This is a genomic window from Caballeronia sp. EK (genome assembly GCF_014384845.1).
Lineage (GTDB): Bacteria > Pseudomonadota > Gammaproteobacteria > Burkholderiales > Burkholderiaceae > Caballeronia > Caballeronia jiangsuensis.
This window is the reverse complement of the sequence record NZ_JACSUE010000015.1, coordinates 87,224-104,079: the sequence shown is the minus strand read 5'-3', so window position 1 is coordinate 104,079 and position 16,856 is coordinate 87,224. Positions and strand designations below refer to the sequence as shown.

At 54.3% G+C, this 16,856-nt stretch carries 15 protein-coding genes; 5 read left to right on the top strand and 10 right to left on the bottom strand.

Translation table 11 applies throughout. The annotated features are described in order from the left end of the window. Positions 1–167: 167 nt before the first annotated feature. Entirely contained in the window at positions 168–659 is a 492-nt protein-coding gene (locus tag IAG25_RS33035; RefSeq protein WP_187608624.1) for an Lrp/AsnC family transcriptional regulator, read from the bottom strand. 130 nt (positions 660–789) lie between these two features. On the opposite strand from IAG25_RS33035, the gene IAG25_RS33030 reads away from it, so the two are divergent. The 3 genes from IAG25_RS33030 (at position 790) to IAG25_RS33020 (ending at position 4,932) form a co-directional block, all read left to right on the top strand. Continuing rightward, complete coding sequence (locus IAG25_RS33030) at positions 790–2,268, top strand: NAD-dependent succinate-semialdehyde dehydrogenase (protein ID WP_187608623.1); 1,479 nt, start codon at positions 790–792, stop codon at positions 2,266–2,268. A 14-nt stretch (positions 2,269–2,282) separates the two neighbouring features. Next, positions 2,283–3,686 carry an aspartate aminotransferase family protein gene (locus tag IAG25_RS33025; protein ID WP_187608622.1) on the top strand — a complete coding sequence of 468 codons (1,404 nt, stop codon included), beginning with the start codon at positions 2,283–2,285 and terminating at the stop codon, positions 3,684–3,686. Positions 3,687–3,972: 286 nt separating this feature from the next. Beyond that, the gene (locus tag IAG25_RS33020; protein ID WP_187608621.1) at positions 3,973–4,932 is read left to right on the top strand and encodes an aminotransferase class IV; all 960 of its coding nucleotides are present in this window, start codon (positions 3,973–3,975) and stop codon (positions 4,930–4,932) included. A 10-nt stretch (positions 4,933–4,942) separates the two neighbouring features. Here the strand turns inward: IAG25_RS33020 and IAG25_RS33015 are convergent, their stop codons facing one another. The 9 genes from IAG25_RS33015 to IAG25_RS32975 form a co-directional block, all read right to left on the bottom strand. Then, complete coding sequence (locus tag IAG25_RS33015) at positions 4,943–5,875, bottom strand: DMT family transporter (protein WP_187608620.1); 933 nt, start codon at positions 5,873–5,875, stop codon at positions 4,943–4,945. A 146-nt stretch (positions 5,876–6,021) separates the two neighbouring features. Then, positions 6,022–7,173, bottom strand: a complete 1,152-nt coding sequence (locus IAG25_RS33010; RefSeq protein WP_187608619.1) for a porin — start codon at positions 7,171–7,173, stop codon at positions 6,022–6,024. Positions 7,174–7,431: 258 nt separating this feature from the next. Continuing rightward, positions 7,432–8,649: an NAD(P)/FAD-dependent oxidoreductase gene (locus IAG25_RS33005; protein ID WP_187608618.1), complete on the bottom strand. Its 1,218-nt coding sequence runs from the start codon at positions 8,647–8,649 to the stop codon at positions 7,432–7,434. 59 nt (positions 8,650–8,708) lie between these two features. Then, positions 8,709–9,026 carry a 2Fe-2S iron-sulfur cluster-binding protein gene (locus IAG25_RS33000; protein ID WP_187608617.1) on the bottom strand — a complete coding sequence of 106 codons (318 nt, stop codon included), beginning with the start codon at positions 9,024–9,026 and terminating at the stop codon, positions 8,709–8,711. Between the two features lie 10 nt (positions 9,027–9,036). Further along, positions 9,037–10,218: a cytochrome P450 gene (locus tag IAG25_RS32995; protein ID WP_187608616.1), complete on the bottom strand. Its 1,182-nt coding sequence runs from the start codon at positions 10,216–10,218 to the stop codon at positions 9,037–9,039. Between the two features lie 157 nt (positions 10,219–10,375). Then, positions 10,376–11,203, bottom strand: coding sequence for an ectoine/hydroxyectoine ABC transporter ATP-binding protein EhuA (gene ehuA, locus IAG25_RS32990; protein WP_187608615.1), 828 nt, complete (start codon positions 11,201–11,203; stop codon positions 10,376–10,378). A gap of 1 nt (position 11,204) precedes the next feature. Continuing rightward, positions 11,205–11,870, bottom strand: coding sequence for an ectoine/hydroxyectoine ABC transporter permease subunit EhuD (ehuD, locus tag IAG25_RS32985; RefSeq protein ID WP_187608614.1), 666 nt, complete (start codon positions 11,868–11,870; stop codon positions 11,205–11,207). 3 nt (positions 11,871–11,873) lie between these two features. After that, positions 11,874–12,539, bottom strand: coding sequence for an ectoine/hydroxyectoine ABC transporter permease subunit EhuC (ehuC, locus tag IAG25_RS32980; protein WP_187608613.1), 666 nt, complete (start codon positions 12,537–12,539; stop codon positions 11,874–11,876). A gap of 53 nt (positions 12,540–12,592) precedes the next feature. Further along, complete coding sequence (locus IAG25_RS32975) at positions 12,593–13,438, bottom strand: transporter substrate-binding domain-containing protein (RefSeq protein ID WP_187608612.1); 846 nt, start codon at positions 13,436–13,438, stop codon at positions 12,593–12,595. 334 nt (positions 13,439–13,772) lie between these two features. Here IAG25_RS32975 and ehuR point away from each other — a divergent pair, with 334 nt between their 5' ends. Next, positions 13,773–15,176, top strand: coding sequence for a MocR-like ectoine utilization transcription factor EhuR (gene ehuR / locus IAG25_RS32970; RefSeq protein ID WP_187608611.1), 1,404 nt, complete (start codon positions 13,773–13,775; stop codon positions 15,174–15,176). A 469-nt stretch (positions 15,177–15,645) separates the two neighbouring features. Then, positions 15,646–16,854: an ectoine hydrolase DoeA gene (gene doeA, locus IAG25_RS32965; RefSeq protein WP_187608610.1), complete on the top strand. Its 1,209-nt coding sequence runs from the start codon at positions 15,646–15,648 to the stop codon at positions 16,852–16,854. The last annotated feature ends 2 nt before the right edge of the window (positions 16,855–16,856 follow it).

Sequence of the window (16,856 nt, the reverse complement as noted above, 5' to 3'; positions counted from 1 at the left end):
GTGCCGCATAAGAGAAATTGCAGAACGCGATGCCGGTGCGCCCTATGCGTGGCACGCGAAGTGGTTCCAGACGATAAACATCAGGCCGGAAGAACCCAAGGCACCGGCCGTTTCCGGTCGAAATCACGAACAGCCGAAATAACGCTGGAAGCTTGGCGGCGATCTGCCTATGCGTCGCCGAACATCGGATCATCAAGGTCGATCGGAAACTCAAATCCCGCTTTCACTCGATCCATCACCACCATCGTCTTAAACCCCTTGATGTCAGGGTTTTCGTAGAAAAAGCGCCGAGTAAACAATTCGTAGTCTTCCATGCTCTTTGCTGTCACCACGAGCATGAAATCTGCGTCTCCCGTCACGTAGAAACCCATCATGACCTCTCGAGTTGAGCGCAACGCTTTCTTGAATCGATCTACGATATCGGCCCTTTCCCGCTCCAACGAGACAAGCACGACCATAGTGATTGCTCTACCGAGCGCCTTGGGCGAGACGATAGCGACCTCAGCTTCGATAACCCCGTCAGTGCGAAGGCGCTTAAGCCGTCGCTGACACGCTGACGCCGACAAATTAACAACGCTGCCTAACTCATCAGACGTCAAGCGGTTGTTTTTCTGAATTCTTTGGAGAATCGCCGCGTCGATCCTGTCTAAATTTGCCATGCAGTTTTTGGGCGCGTGCCGCCGTTGGTTCGCCGAATTCCAGCGTACCAACCCCTCCTAACGCGGTCAACCAGACTTTTTCGGCAGGTACATTACCTGAATCAAACACTGCGAAAGAATTCGGAGAATCATGAAAGACCTTGCTGCGGCTGCACTGCGTCAACTGAAACGACCCGACCTTATTGAACATCGTGCCTATATCGCGGGTGAATGGGTCGAATATTCGGAGATTGTTCCCGTGCTCGATCCCGCGACGGGTGAGCACCTGCTCGACGTTGCATCGTGTCCCTTAAATGCGGTGGACGACGCAGTAGTTGCAGCCCGCCGCGCGTTTGCAGATTGGCGTCAGCAAACACCCGTCTCGCGAGGGAACATCCTGCGTTCGTGGGGCCGCCTAATGCGTGCACACGCCGACGATCTCGCTGTCATCATGACGGCGGAGCAAGGGAAGCCTTTGGCCGAAGCTCGGGGGGAAATCGCCTATGCCGCTTCTTTCCTTGACTGGTTCGCGTCTGAGGGTGAACGGGCATACGGAGAAACAATCCCAAGTCACTTGCCGGGCAGCAGGCTTTTCGTCGAGCTGCAACCAATTGGCGTCACTGCGGCCATCACCCCTTGGAACTTTCCAAGCGCGATGATCACGAGAAAAGCGGGTGCCGCTTTGGCAGCGGGATGCACGATGATTGTGAAACCCGCGCCTGAAACGCCATTGTCTGCGCTTGCACTCGCCAAGCTCGGCGTAGAAGCTGGACTTCCTCCGGGAGTGTTTCAAGTGATCACGGGCGAAGCGGCACCCTTAGCGAAGCGTCTCTTGGAGCATAAGGAGGTGCGCGCCTTCTCTTTCACGGGATCCACGCACGTTGGCCGCATCCTTCTCGCTCAAGCTGCAGAGACAGTGAAAAAAGCCTCGCTCGAATTGGGGGGTCACGCTCCCTTCATTCTCTTCGACGACGCGCCTCTGGAGGCAGCCGTCACAGGATGCATCAGCGCCAAATTCGCGACGTCCGGTCAGGACTGCCTGGCTGCGAATCGAATTTACGTGCAGCGAGGTATATATAGCGCTTTCGTGGATGCCTTTGCGAAGGCGACGACAGGACTCAAAGTAGGCCACGGCCTCGAGCCGAACGTCCGTATTGGGCCGATGACCCGTAAGTCGGTTGCAGAAAAGTGCCGCGATCAAATCTCGCAAGCACTCGCCGCGGGGGCAACTCTTGTCGTCGGTGGCATTGACAACCCGCTGGGCGAAAACTTCGTGACGCCTACCGTCCTCTCGGATGTAACAGACGAAATGCTAATAGCTACGGAGGAGACCTTTGGGCCCGTCGCTGCAATCATGCCTTTCGATACCGAAACGGAGGTGGTCGCACGAGCCAACAACAGCGAGATGGGTCTCGCCGCTTACGTGTACACGTCCGATCTCCGGCGAGCGATGCACTTATCGAACAGCCTCGAATATGGAATGGTGGCGGTGAACACACCGAAATTTACCGGTGCGCCGATTCCCTTCGGTGGCTGGAAACAGTCTGGTCTTGGTAGGGAAGGATCTCGTTACGGGATGCTCGACTACCTTGAAGCCAAGTACACGTGTATCGGCCAACTGACCAAATGAAATAGGGTAGCTATATGACAATCAACATCCAGGAAATCTCCGCTCTTGACAAAGCGTCGGTGCTTCACCCCTTCACGCAACTCAAGGACTTCGCGACAGGCAAAGCAGGCGACCCTACTATCGTCGAGTCCGCAAAAGGAATCCGGATTAGAGACGCATCGGGTCGTGAGTATATCGACGGGTTCGCCGGGTTGTACTGCGTCAACGTCGGGTACGGCCGCACGGAAGTCGCTGATGCAATCTCGCGACAGGCGTACCGACTTGCCTACTACCACAGTTATGCTGCGCACACGACCGACGAACTTGCCATTTTGTCGGACCGCCTCGTGAAGATGGCTCCCGGTAAGATGAGCAAGGTGTTCTATGGCTTGTCGGGTTCAGATGCGAACGAAACGAACGCCAAGCTGGTCTGGTACTACAACAATCTTCGTGGAAAGCCCACCAAGAAGAAGATCATTTCACGCCAGCGTGGCTATCACGGCTGTAGCGTCGTTTCCGGTTCGATGACCGGCATGAGCTTCTACCATGACTATATGGATCTGCCCGTGACGGGCATCGTTCACACAGGTGTTCCTCATCATTACTGGGGCGCTGAGGCTGGAGAAACGGAGCTTGCGTTCTCGGCACGACGCGCTGAAGAACTGGAGGCTTTGATCTTGCGGGAAGGTCCTGACACTGTCGGAGCTTTTATCGGCGAACCGGTCCTCGGAACGGGTGGTATCACGCCACCGCCGGAGGGCTACTGGGCAGCTATTCAGGCGGTGCTCAAGAAATATGACATCCTTCTCATAGCAGACGAGGTGATCACAGGTTTTGGACGCACAGGAGCAATGTTCGGCTGCCAAAAGTACGAAATCGAGCCCGATCTAATTACCGTCGCTAAGGGCCTGACATCAGCATATTTTCCTCTGTCAGGATCGATCATTAGCGAGAAAGTCTACAACGTCATCGAAGAAGGTGCCGATAAAGTAGGAGCCTTCTCGCACGGCTATACGTATTCTGGTCATCCGATCGGAGCGGCCGCAGCTAACGCTGTTCTTAACATTGTTGAGCAGGAAGACTTGCCAAGCAACGCGCGTCACGTCGGCGCTTACTTCCAAGACCGGCTGGAGGCCGAGTTTGGGAAACTGCCCATAGTCGGAGAAGTTCGAGGCGTGGGTTTAATGGGCGCCGTCGAGTTCGTCGCTGACCGAGAGCGAAAGACGCGTTTCGAACCGCATATGAAGGTCGGAGCGCGAATCTCCAAAGCTGCCCGAGATCGCGGGTTGATTGCACGCGCGATGCCCCACGGGGACATTCTCGGGTTCGCGCCTCCGCTCGTCACGACGAAAGAGGAGGTGGAGGAGATCGTCCATATAGCTTCCGCAGCCGTCCGGCAGGTTTTGGACGAACTGACGCGCGAAGGCGTTGTAGGTTGATCAGGCGATGTTTCTACCGTTGCAATAGCAACGGTAGAGCAGGGCAGACCGTCCTGGGGGCAGACAGTCCGGCGGCCGGCAAGCCAGCCACGATGGAGGATCAAGCTTTAGGCGAGGAGTATCAGCGAATGCTTGGCCGGTTCTAGAACTCTCCGAGACCTCGAAATCGTGTCAAGGTTCGATTTAGCCTATGATTTGAGATGCGTGTCAGAAAGCTTCCGCGTTGATGTTTTCCTCAATGACTAAGCGGCGCAACGGAAAGCGCCGCACGCTTGTTGGAAACGAAATGAACAGCACAAACTCCGGTATCCACGCCACGTCTCCCGTGCTAGTCGATCGACACCACGATGATAGACGGTATCCCCAAGGGGTCGCCTTCATGGACGGGCAGTATTTGCCAATGTCCGAGGCAAAAATCTCTGTGCTTGACTGGGGCTTTCTTCACTCGGACGCGACGTACGACACAGTGCACGTGTGGAACGGACGCTTCTTCCGATTGGAAAAACACCTTGATCGATTTCTCCGAGGAACAAAGCGCCTTCGAATGGAAGTACCCTATTGCAGCGACCAGATCGCGGCCATTCTGGCAAATTGCGTCGCACTCTCTGGGCTCAGGGCGGCGTACGTCGAAATGATTTGCACGCGCGGTTCATCACCGACTTTCAGCCGCGACCCTAGGCAAGCGCAAAACCGATTCGTCGCTTTTGCCGTTCCATATGGCGCTGTGGCGAGCGATGAGCAATTGCGGCGGGGCTTGCATGTCGCCATCAGCGAGACTGTCCGCATCCCTCCTCAGTCAGTTGATCCGCAAATAAAAAATTATCACTGGCTGGACCTTGTAAAAGGCCTCTTTGAAGCCTTCGACATGGGAGCTGAGACCGCAGTAGTCTTAGATACAAATGGATTTGTCGCTGAGGGCCCGGGCTTCAATATTTTCCTTGTCAAGGATGGGGAGATCGCGACGCCAGCGTTCGGTGTGCTCCCCGGTATCACTCGTCAGACTGTTTTCGACTTGAGCGAAGAGTTGGGATTAAGCGCTGTCGCCCGAAACATAGGGCGAGAGGCCCTAGGAGATGCCGACGAAGTGTTTATCACATCAACTGCAGGCGGCATCATGCCCGTAACCCGAATCGACGACGGGCTCATTGCGGACGGAACCGTAGGTCCGGTAACGCGACGCCTTACGGACTTATACTGGGCTAAGCATCAGGATCCAGCCTGGTCAACGGCGGTTGTCTACAGGTGAACTTTTAGGATTAACGGCTATTTACACGACCTTTCCATGTCGCAATAGCGACGCCTAACACGGCGAGGCTCATTGACCACCACGCTTTCGCGGGCAACGTTTCTCCAAGGAAGAAATAGGACATTATCGCAGCGCCGGGTGGAACAAAGAAAAACAAAGCCGCTACTTGTGATACCTTGCCGGCTCGCGTCAACGCGAGCAATAACGTGATCGCAATAAGCGAATTGCCGATCACAAGATACGAGAGTGCAGCAGCCAGCGAAAGATTCCAATGCACTTCGGTATGTTCAAAGACTAAAGCCATTGGCGCGCAACATATGAAACCGACTAGATACTGTACGAGGTTTGATGTGAGCGGATCCTGTGCCGTGCCCGCGTGCTTCTCGTAAAGCATCGCCGCAGTAATACCAACAAGCGCGCCAATCGCGAGCAAAACAGGTCCAACAGACGACCCCGGCAACGTACCGCGGGAGAGGATGACACCGGCTGAACCGCAGAGCCCCAGAATCAGACCAAGCCATTGACGCACGCCAATCGGTTCAGCCGTCAAAGAAGGCGCTAACATGCTTACAAGGATGGGTTGTAAAGAAACAATGAGCGCTAGCCAGGCAGTCGCAATGCCCGTCGTCATTGCGAGGTAGCTCAAGCCGAAATACATGACCTGAACAAGAAGGCCCATGACGATCAGATACCGCCAACTGCGCATGTCGCGCGGCCAGCGCGGGCGCCTGAAAGCACACACGACGATCAGCGCGGCGATGCTGAGCGCGAAGCGAATTGAAAGAAAGGTCAGGGGTGAAGCATATTGCAAGCCGATCTTGGCCAACGGAAAGCCGGCCGACCACAGCAACAAAAAGGCGACCGGGCCGCCAACAGAAAGCCAACGCTCAGCGTCCGACGTCGTCTTCGGCCTGGCGTCACTCGCATCGGAGCCGTATGTCATGGCTTTTTCCCAAGTGTCAATCTGCTCTTCGATCTCGTCGAACGCCTATCTCGCCGAATGCCGCTAAATGAACGACGAGTGCCCGCGTGGTAAGCGGGCACGCATCCGCCGCAAAAGGAAAATTTAGGAAAGTCTGATAAGGAACGTCAAAATTTGTGCGTCATACCCAACCGCGCAAGCGCCTGATTTTGGCTGGACGACAGCCCCAACCCCGCGACGTTTGCACCGAATACCTCGGCTGCCGCCTGATTGGTATGGAGGTATGCACCTTGTACGTAAACGGCCGTACGCTTACTGAGGTCGTAATTAAGCATGAGGGAGGCGAGATGGAAATTGGCTACGCTGTGTTGGGCCGCATTCACATCTGCGGTGGTAAACACATACGCCGCGACTGCCAACAATGCAGGCGAAAAATAATGTTGAGCGCTGACATCAAAGTTATTGAACTTCCAGGAATTCTGTCCCTGGAGGCTTAAACCAGTCGCGTTACTGCCCAGCGTGCCGTCTGGCAAAGCGTAAGCGTCAACCCGAGAATACGCAAATGCAACACTATCTTTATTACTGAACGTGTAACGCAGCCCAACACCGATATTCTGCTGCTTCGAGGCTATAAAGCCAAATGCTGTTTCTGAGGATACTGCGCCGTTCGCGGTCGCACTTGGATTGTCAGCTCTGACATACATCAAAGCGGCCGAGAAAGGACCATTGGCGTATGAGACTGCTGCGCTGTACTGGCGATTGTTTGCAAACCCGACGCTGTTGCTGAATGAATACGTGGTTTCAAAGTTCAACCCGTAAAAGGTGGGGGATAGGTACTTCACCGTGTTGTTGTTTCGAACGAACCAATCAGCGTTATCGTTGTCGAGCGGATGATCAGCGAAGTCGCCGATTGACCCAGTGCCAGTGAAAGGCGCCCACAAATCGTCAGATGCATTTAATTGTCGGCCTACGGTGACTGTACCGTAGCTTTTACTGTCCAAACCGACGTACGCGGCACGGCCGAAAGCGGAGCCGCCCTGAGCGAGCCGGCCGTTATTTGGATCGAATCCACTCTCAAGTCGAAAGACAGCACTGAGACCCCCGCCAAGATCTTCGGTTCCTTTCAGCCCCCATCGACTGCCATACACTTCACCACCAACTAGGCCATAGAAGCTTTTTCCGGAAACGTTGGAGATGTAATCGAAGCCTTCATCGATAATGCCGTATAGCGTCACACTGCTTTGCGCGTGGGCGACCGGGCAAGCTCCGAAAGCCAGTACAACGAGCGAGATGCCGGTGCAAAGGTGCTTAACTTGCATTCTGTAGTTCTCCTTATTTTCTCCGAGGGTCATTTACGGATTGGGTTTACTTTCTGTTTAATTTTTGAATTAAGTCGTGGTGAGAACGACCGACAGATTCGTTAGTGCTACTGGATGTAGAAGTGTCGAAGCGGCCGGTTTTGTCCGCTTCTACGAGCTATCCAAATAAGCACACGATCCAGCGCTTGACTACAATCCCCCGATCATAGGAATAGTGCTTTCGATGCCCTGTTTATGTTCAAACGTCGCTTTACGCAACTAGGTTTTGAGAAGCTCCGGAAGATTAAAGTCGACCGCTTGCAGGCTCGTAAGAGTGATCTGCTTGTTGCTCGCGAGAAGGCGCCGCGCTGCCATGTGGTCACGTGGGCGATTTACACTCTCGACGCAAACGCAAATGCCATCGCGAAAATGGAACACCGAAACATCCGATTTGTCTCCCGGTCGAGAAACCCAGTCAGTTCCGGCCCCAGACAGACCAGCAATTTGAACTTTGAACTCGTACTGATCCGACCAAAACCATGGGACAGCGTTGTACACCTTGTTGCCGCCAGCTATGGCATCGCCGGCGACACGGGCCTGGTCCATCGCATTCTGGACTGACTCCAAGCGAATGCCCGTTGGATTGAACGGACCATTGAATGTCGCGCAGTCGCCAGCTGCGTAGACGTTATCCCTCGACGTTCTCGACCTATTGTTGACAACGATACCGTTGCGCACGTCTAACTCAAGTTGTCGCGCAAGGTCCAGGTTTGCCTCTGAGCCAACACCGACAACTACTAGATCGGCGCTCAAGACGGAGCCATCGTCTACTTCGATGCGGTTCACCAGACCGGTCGGTCCAACGATAGGCCGCACCATCCGTGAGGTTAGAAGCGTAACTCCATTGTCGAGGTGAATCTCTGTTAACAGTTTCGAGAGGACGGGTGAAACGGCGCGGGCAAGTACGCGATCAGCTGCTTCGACCACCGTTACTTTTTTGCCTTGACGCGCAAGTGCCGATGCAACCTCAAGGCCAATGAACCCTGCACCGATTATGACCACACGCTCTGCAGTTTGTATCGTGGAGCGAAGGTTACGAGCATCTGCCACGTTGCGAACGTAATGCACGTTGCTCGGACATGCTTCCAGGCCCGGAAGCACGCGAGCGCGAGCGCCCGTAGCCAGCGCAAGGGTGTCAAAGGTGACCACAACATCGTTTGATAGACGCGCACGGTTGCTATTTCCATCGATCGAGACGACTCGGGTCCCAAGCTCCACGTCGATTTTCTTATCGCGATAGAACGCTTCCGCGCGCAGAGGCATAAGTTCTTCATTGACATCTTTCAAGAAGGACTTTGATAGCGGGGGCCTATGATACGGGAGGTCTTGCTCGTCACTAACGATCAAGATGTCCTCCGCGTAACCGCTCTCGCGTGCCTGAGCGGCAAGCTCGCATGCGGCGTACGATCCGCCGACGATAAGTAGTCTCTTTTGCATGAAGCTTGGTCCCGCATTGTCCGATTATTGAAGATAGCCCGTACTGTCGTTGAAAGTCGTTAGAAACCCGAGCCAGGCGCAAGTCTTACAGTCAGGCCATCAAGCTCATCGCTGAGCTTGACCTGGCAGGACAGGCGAGAGTTCTCGCGTCGCTCCTCTGCGACGTCAAGCATTGCATCTTCGATGTCGCTAACAGGCTCGAGCTTGCGATTCCAGTCGTCTTCAACATAAACGTGGCAAGTCGCGCACGAAGCGCAGCCGCCGCACTGCGCGGTGATGTTGAGCCCTGCACTACGAATGGCGCTCATCAACGTTTTGTCCGACACGTTTCCGATTTCAACCTTCGTACCGCTTTGGTCATATACAACGATTCGCACCGTGATTACCTCAAAAAAGTACGTTCAAGGGGCCATAGGAACGATGAGAAAAGTTCCTAAAGCGTGGTTTTTCTTTAGATGGATCGAGGCGAAGCTCCGGAAGCCGCTCAATTAGTGTCTTCATCCCCTCGCGAATCAACATCCTGGCCAAGTGCATCCCTACGCAAAGCCGCGGCCCAACATTCAAAGCGAGGTGGTCAGTAGGAGCTTTTCGGGCCAAGTCGATGGCGTGAGGGCAACCATAATGCGACGGATCTCTGTTCGCGGCAGCATGCAAATTGCAGATCAGATCGCCTTTCTTCACATCGACGCCCAAAACCGTTGCGTCGCGACCCGCGACCCGAAAGCGCCACTGCAGCGATCCCAAAAGACGCAATGTTTCTTCCACGAAGGAATTCAAAGGCCCCTCTTGGTCGGCCGTGATGGCCTGGTGAACTTCGGAATTCGTCAAATAGAGGTACACCGCGTTAGCGATTGCGTTTGCGGTTGTTTCACCAGCACCGACAGCCGCTTCGCGGGTGTTGTGAAGTACTTCCGTGACGCCGAAGCCGGGATAATCCTTTTCACCCTGCGTCCAGAGCGAACTGATGAAATCGTCGCCCCGGTTTTCCTTTCGCTCAATGACAAGCGGCAGGAAGAGCTCGTTCAGCCGATCTGACGCAAGCTGTGCCTTGATCATCAATTCGCCAGGCCCGTGAGCCATCCCAACCCACGCCACAATGTCCTTATGCCAAAGTGCAATTTGCTTGACGAGCGCATCGTCCCGCCAAGGAAGGCCAAACAATGAGGCCATCACTCGCTCGGGAATTGCCTGCGCGTACTCTTCGACGAGTTCAGCGCTACCTCGTTTTTGAAACCGGTCGATCGCGTCATTGATGACCGGAAGCACGTGGGCAGTTCGATACTTTTCGATAGAATGGGGGCTCAACATCTTGAGAAACACCCGCCGCATTGCGGCGTGCTTTTCTCCGGTTAGGACAGTGATGCCGGTCGAGCCACCGTTGATCTCGCGCACTTTTTCATCGATATCGGCGTACAAGATATGAAACGTGTCCTCATCGGTTTCAATGATTTTGCACGCGTCATAACTCACGGCGAGCCAACAATTCATGCCAGGATCCCAAACCAGCGGTCCGCGCTTGCGAAGTTCGTCGTAGGCCTGAAACGGTTCCTCGTTGGCCAAGGAAAGCATTGACCATTCAGGGGACGAGACTGGGATAGTAGTGTGACCCATTCGAAATCATCCTTTAATTCAATAGTGCGTGGTTCAGATGATCGGTAGAAGCATCTGCCCAGGGCGTTAAAAAATGCCGGCTGAAACAGCGACCCGGCAAGTTAAGCGCGTGAGATCAGATCGCTTCCCTCACTGCACGCAGGAACTGCTGAGTTCTTTCTTTGCGGGGGTTAGAAAAGAGTTCAGAAGGCGGTCCCTGTTCTTCAATCTTCCCGCCATAGAAGAAGCAGACTCTGTCAGAAATATCGCGTGCAAACCCCATCTGGTGGGTGACCATCAACATGGTCAAGTTATGTTCTGCCACGAGCTTTCTGATTACATTGGTTACTTCGCCAATTACTTCTGGATCAAGCGCTGAAGTGACTTCATCAAATAACATCACTTTTGGCCGCATGGCCAGCGCCCGCGCAATTGCCACGCGCTGTTGCTGCCCGCCCGACAGACGCGATGGATGTTGTCCCATCTTGTCCGCCATCCCCACCATCTCCAGCAGTTCAACGCAACGGTCGCGCGCTTCCGCTTTCGGCATTTTCAAGACTTGCACCGGACCCTCCATGCAATTTTGCAGAGCGGTCATATGGGGAAATAGGTTGAAGTGCTGGAAGCACATGCCAACGGCGGAGCGTCGGGAACGAATGTACTTCTGCGATGCTGGCACCAAGACACCGCGCTCCTCCATGTGGCTAAAAGGCTCGCCATCGACAAAAATGTATCCGTCGTCGATTGTTTCCAATGTCATTAGTGCCCTCAATACCGTCGTTTTGCCGGAACCGGAAGGGCCGATAATCGTCACCGTCTCGCCTGGTGCCACGTCGAGATTTAGATCGTTCAGGACGACATGTGAGCCATACGCCTTTCGAACGTTTCTAAAACTCAAGATTGGCTTCGCACCGGGGTCACTGCTGTCGGCGAGCGGCAAGGGCATGTTAAGCATATCCATCATGTTACATTCCTAATCTGCGACGAATGAACTTATCCAATAAGTTCACGAGCCCTGCCGATGGCAGAGAGATCGCCAAAAATATCAAGCCAACAAGGGTGTACGGTTCAAGATAGCGAAAATTATCGGTTCCAATAGCATTGGCCGTGTGCATTAGTTCGGCAACGCCAATAACAGAGAGCATCGGCGTGTCCTTGAATATGCCGACAAGATAATTGCCCATACCCGGAATGCACAATGGGACCGCCTGCGGGAGAATGAGTCGGGTGTACGTCTGTCTTGTCGACATGTTTAGTGCCGTCGCCGCCTCCCATTGCCCGCGAGGAATGCCCTCAATTCCGCCCCGGTAGACTTCAGACATGTAGCACCCGTAGTGAAGTCCGATGGCAAGCATGCCTGAAGCCCATGCGCTCAACTGCAACCCAAATTGCGGGGCGACGTAGAAAACAAAAAAGACTTGAACAAGAAGTGGCGTCGATCGAACGAATTCCATCAACTCGTTGAAGAACCATCGCAGATATACCGCGTTGCTTCGTTGAATTAAAGCCAACACTAGTCCCAGCACCAAAGCGATCGCATAACCAGATAAGGCGGCAATTAAGGTGTTGCCTGTCGCCTGCAGCAGTCGCGGAAAAATCTGCGAAGCGAAGACCCAATCCCATTTGAACATCTCTTATCCCCTTCCCAATTTTGACCGAAGTCGCCTTTCCAGAAAGCGCATCCCGGGGGTCAACAAGAACCTTGCCATCACGTAATAGATGACCAGGGCCAACCCAAAACTTTGGGCGGATAGAAATGTGAGCCCGTTGATTTGCTTCGCCTGGAACATGATGTCCGTTACGGATATCAACGACACCAGCGCCGTGGCCTTCAGTAATTCGATTAAGAGATTTCCCCACATCGGCAGTGAGATTACTAATGCCTGCGGAATGATAACTCGCCGCATGCGCTGAATTGGCGACATATTGAGAGCTGTCGCTGCTTCCCACTGCCCTTTAGGTACGGCAACGATGGCGCCTCTTACCAGCTCCGCACCATAGGCCCCAAGGTTCAGACCGACGGCCAAGACTCCCGCTTCGAACTTGCCAATGGTGAGGCCGAAAAGAGGTAGCACGAAGAAGATCCAATAGAGCTGGACTAGTAAAGACGTACCCCTGAACAGCTCGATGTAGCAAGATGCAACCACGCGCAGAAGCCGTGCTCTGGAAAGTTTGCTGAGGCCGGCACAGATCGCTAAGGCGACACTCAGAACAGTCGAGCAAAAGAACACAAGAACCGTGATCCAAGCGCCTGACAACAGCCTTGGCCAGTAAAGCTGAAGAAACTCGAAAACGCCCATGTTTTTCATCCGCGACAGACGTGCGAGCTTCGTGCAGCTCGCACGTCATAGATTTACCGGTTAGCGCAGATCCACTGAGTAGTAGTCGAACCGGGTAAATTGACGTTTGTCAGGCCGTAGGGTTTAACTGCTTCGACCCAACGCGGACTAGCAATAAACTTTTTTAATGTTTCATTGAACTTGGCTAGAAAATCAGCATCTTCAGAGCGGAACCCGATTCCCACCCAGTTCTGATCCCCTTCGGGCATGTTGGCCGGATTTGTAACTTCCAGGCTCCCGTTCGATGCCTCCGCCATATGCTTAGCTTCGAAGTACGTCAAACCACCTGCATCCGCGCGGCCTGACTTGACTGCCGCCATGACCTCAGATGGACCGGGCACCAAGTTTATCTCCTGGTCGGTCAAACCTTCTTTCTTCGCGACCTCGATCAAGCTTGACCCGGTATTGGTGTAGAAAACGGCTCCTTTGTTATGCACATCCTTATAGTTTTGGAGGCCCTTCGGATTGCCGGCGCGCACCAGCAACGCATCGCTTGTTTTCGCGATTGGGTCAGAAAAAGCCACGTTTTTACACCGCGTCCCAAGGATGTACATTCCACCAGTAATGACATCGTAGCGACTCGCCTGCAACCCTGGGATCAGGCCACTCCAATCCATGACGGTTGCCTGAATATCTTTAGCACCCATGTCTTTCAACACGGCGATTGCGACCGCGTTGGCGAAGCCTTTTGGGTCGCCATTTTCGCCGGGATAGGCGTAGATAGGCTCATTCCCAAAACCAATACGGATCGGCTGGCCGGCCTTAAGACGTTCCATCAATGGTCCAGCCGCGGCCGGGGCACTGATCCCGGTTAGGGCAATGCCAGCGCAAAGCAGGGCGGCTCCAAGTCTTTTGATCATCTTTTTGTCTCCCTCGACAGGATTCAGGCTGATAGCGCGGTCGCCCTAGAAAGCTAACCGCGTCGGTGGTTGTGTGACGTCCAGACCAGCATACATAGCCATATTTCGCCGTGAATTGAACTAGTACAAGTTTTTTTCGATAGGGGCAAGTCGGGCGATTGAAGCGCGGAGTTCGCTAGATCATGTAATGTATTTCCCTATGCGACACCCGCTGGACACACGCTTGGCATGGCCCGCCCGCTAGGCTTAATGTAATGGAACATTCCTATAAACCCTACTGGTCGATTTTTTTTGTCCGTGACTACAAAGGTTCGCCTACAGGAGGGGCGGCAGGATGAAACATCTGAAAAATGGGGGCGGTTGGATAACCGCTGTCCGCGAAGCCGCCGGAGGGGAGTCGAAGTACAAACGGCTGGTCGGTGCGATTAGCCAAGATATAGAAAGTGGTTCGCTGGCGGCGGGGGCTCGGTTGCCGACGCAGCGGGAGACAGCAGCCGATCTCGGGATAAGCGTGCAGACGGTGACAAACGCCTATAAGGAATTAGAGCGTCAAGGATTAATCCGCTGCGAAGTCGGAAGAGGTAGCTTCGTTGCGCCTCGCGTCACCGTGTCAAATTACGTCCTGGATACTGCCGACCGAGAGGTCGTTGACTTTTCTACCGCTCACATCGTGCACTGCGCAGAGCACGACGCTGCCTGGAGGGAAGTGTGTGGCGTACTGTCTCGCGTGGACGACCAACCGTGGATACGGTCTTATCGGCCGATCGCTGGAGCCGATCATCATAGGCAAGCCGGTGCACAATGGCTTGCGACTCTCAACATGCCGACTAACCCCGAGTCGCTGATCGTAACTAACGGGGCGACTCAAGCAATCTTCCTTGCACTGGCATCGACCGTGGGTCCCGGTGACACCGTGCTTTCGGAGAACGTTACCGACCACGGTGTAATTGGCTTGTCCAATCTCCTTGGCTTTACGTTGAAGGGACTAGAGACAGATGAGTATGGTATTCGCCCCGAGCACTTCGAAGAAGTCTGTGCGAGCGAGCGTGTCACGGCGATAGTTTGTACGCCGACATTCAATAATCCGACAGTCTCACTAATGCCCTATCTAAGACGCGCGTCGATCGCTCGTATCGCGGCAAAGCACGGAGTCTTTGTGATCGAGGATGACGCCTACGGCGCATTGTTCGAGGCATCTTCTACGCCAATCACAAGTCTTGTTCCTGATCTGGGCTTCTATTGCACAAGCTTGGCAAAGTCGGTGATGAGCGGACTGCGCGTTGGTTATTTGGTCACGCCTCGTCGCTACGCTCTGCGGGTGGAGAGCGTTCTGCGCGTCAGTACGTGGATGACTGCACCGCCGGTTGCCGAAGTCGCAACACGCTGGATAAATGACGGCACCGCAAAGCGCCTCGTTGATTTGCAACGACAAAAGTTAGCTACGAGGCAAGGAATGCTGCGCGCGGCCCTGGGAAGCTTCGTCAAAGGGGCGCATCCCAATGCATTGTCCGCGTGGTTGGCAGTGCCGGAGCATTGGCACGCTGACCGCATCGTTCGTGAACTGCGTAATCGACACATTGCTGTAACGTCGCCCGAGCCCTTTCTGGTTCCCGGTACGCCTTGTCCCAACGCAATTCGCATCTGCGTTGGGGCTGACGTTACAGATGCGACGTGTGAGGCAGCGTTTCGTACGATCGCAGAGACATTCGAACAATATCCGCAAGTCCACGACTTCTGATGCGGCGGCAGGCTTACCGGCAGAAGTCCTCTTTTCTGGGCTAGGCTGTCGCCACGCGAGTGGTGCAATCCAAGAGGCATCAAAAAAAGCAATGCTAGTAGCACCGATGGACCCTTATCGCCTTCTGATTTTGGCTAACAGGCGCTGGCCTTGGCCACGTTTTCGAGCCCCCATTCTCAGCCTACACCCCCGATCCGACGGTGTTAATCGGCGGTCACAGCCAAGCGCAACCCCGACGCCTCCGAAGTCAGTCTAGGAATTGCACTAGGACATTTCGATTTCCGATTTTGTGTCGTTACACTGGGCTCGCCGAAACGATGAGCGTGGACAGTACGACGATTTCGCCAGCCTTTAGACGACGCCAGCGTGGGACTTCCATTCCCGACCTATCGCTCCGCTTCGCACAAAGCACTATCCACGCACCCCTGTATCGGATCTATCTTTAGGCTGACCAAAATCGACGAAGGACATGATGGGACAATCTCACGCGAATGAAATGGCCCCACGGCTTGCATTCACTCGAAGCGAGTACGAGTCGCGGATAGCGAAAACCCGTACAGCGATGCAGAAGGCTGGACTCGAACTGTTGATCGTTACCGATCCGACTAACATGTATTGGCTCACCGGCTATGACAGTTGGTCATTTTACGTACATCAATGCGTTCTCCTATCACTAGAAGGGGAACCGGTCTGGTTTGGTCGGTTAATGGACGGCGCCAGTGCCCAGCGCACAACGTTTCTGAATCACTCCAACATCGTCGGCTATCCTGACACGTATGTGCAGTCGCCCGAACGACATCCAATGGATTACCTGGCCAAGGAAGTATTGCAGGCTCGGGGTTGGAGCAACCTTTCGACCGGCGTCGAACTGGACAACTACTATTTCAGCGCAGCCGCCTATCTTTCTCTGCAGCGCAATCTGCCCGATGCGAGGCTCAAAGATGCAACCGGTTTGGTCAATTGGCAGCGAGCGGTTAAATCGCAAACGGAAATTGATTACATTCGCATCGCCGGGCGTATCGTTGAAAAAATGCATGGGAAGATCGCGGAGGTGATCGAGCCTGGCATGAAGAAGAGCGATCTCGTAGCTGAGATCTATTCAACCGGGATCAAGGGGGCAGACGGACACGGCGGTGACTACCCGGCGATCGTGCCTTTGCTGCCGTCCGGAGTGGATGCGTCCGCATCGCATTTAACGTGGGACGATAGCCCCATCGCGAAGAACACTGGTACCTTCTTTGAAATCTCGGGTTGCTACAAGCGATATCACTGCCCGCAATCTCGGACGGTCTATTTGGGTCGGCCTCCGCAACACTTCCTTGATGCCGAGAAGGCTGTCGTCGAGGGCATCCAAGCAGGCCTTGACGCCGCGAAGCCTGGGAACGTCTGCGAAGACATCTCGAATGCTTTTTATGGTGTGCTTCGCAAAGCGGGGATCGACAAGAACAGCCGTTGCGGCTATCCCATCGGCGCAAGCTTCCCGCCTGACTGGGGCGAGCGCACGATGAGCTTGCGGTCAGGGGACCGCACTGTGTTGCAACCGGGCATGGTCTTCCACTTTATCCCGGGTATCTGGCAAGAAGATTGGGGTTTGGAGATCTCCGAGACGATCCTCATCACTGAGACTGGCGTTGAAACCTTTTGTCAGACGCCACGTAAGTTGTTTATCAAGGAGTAGCA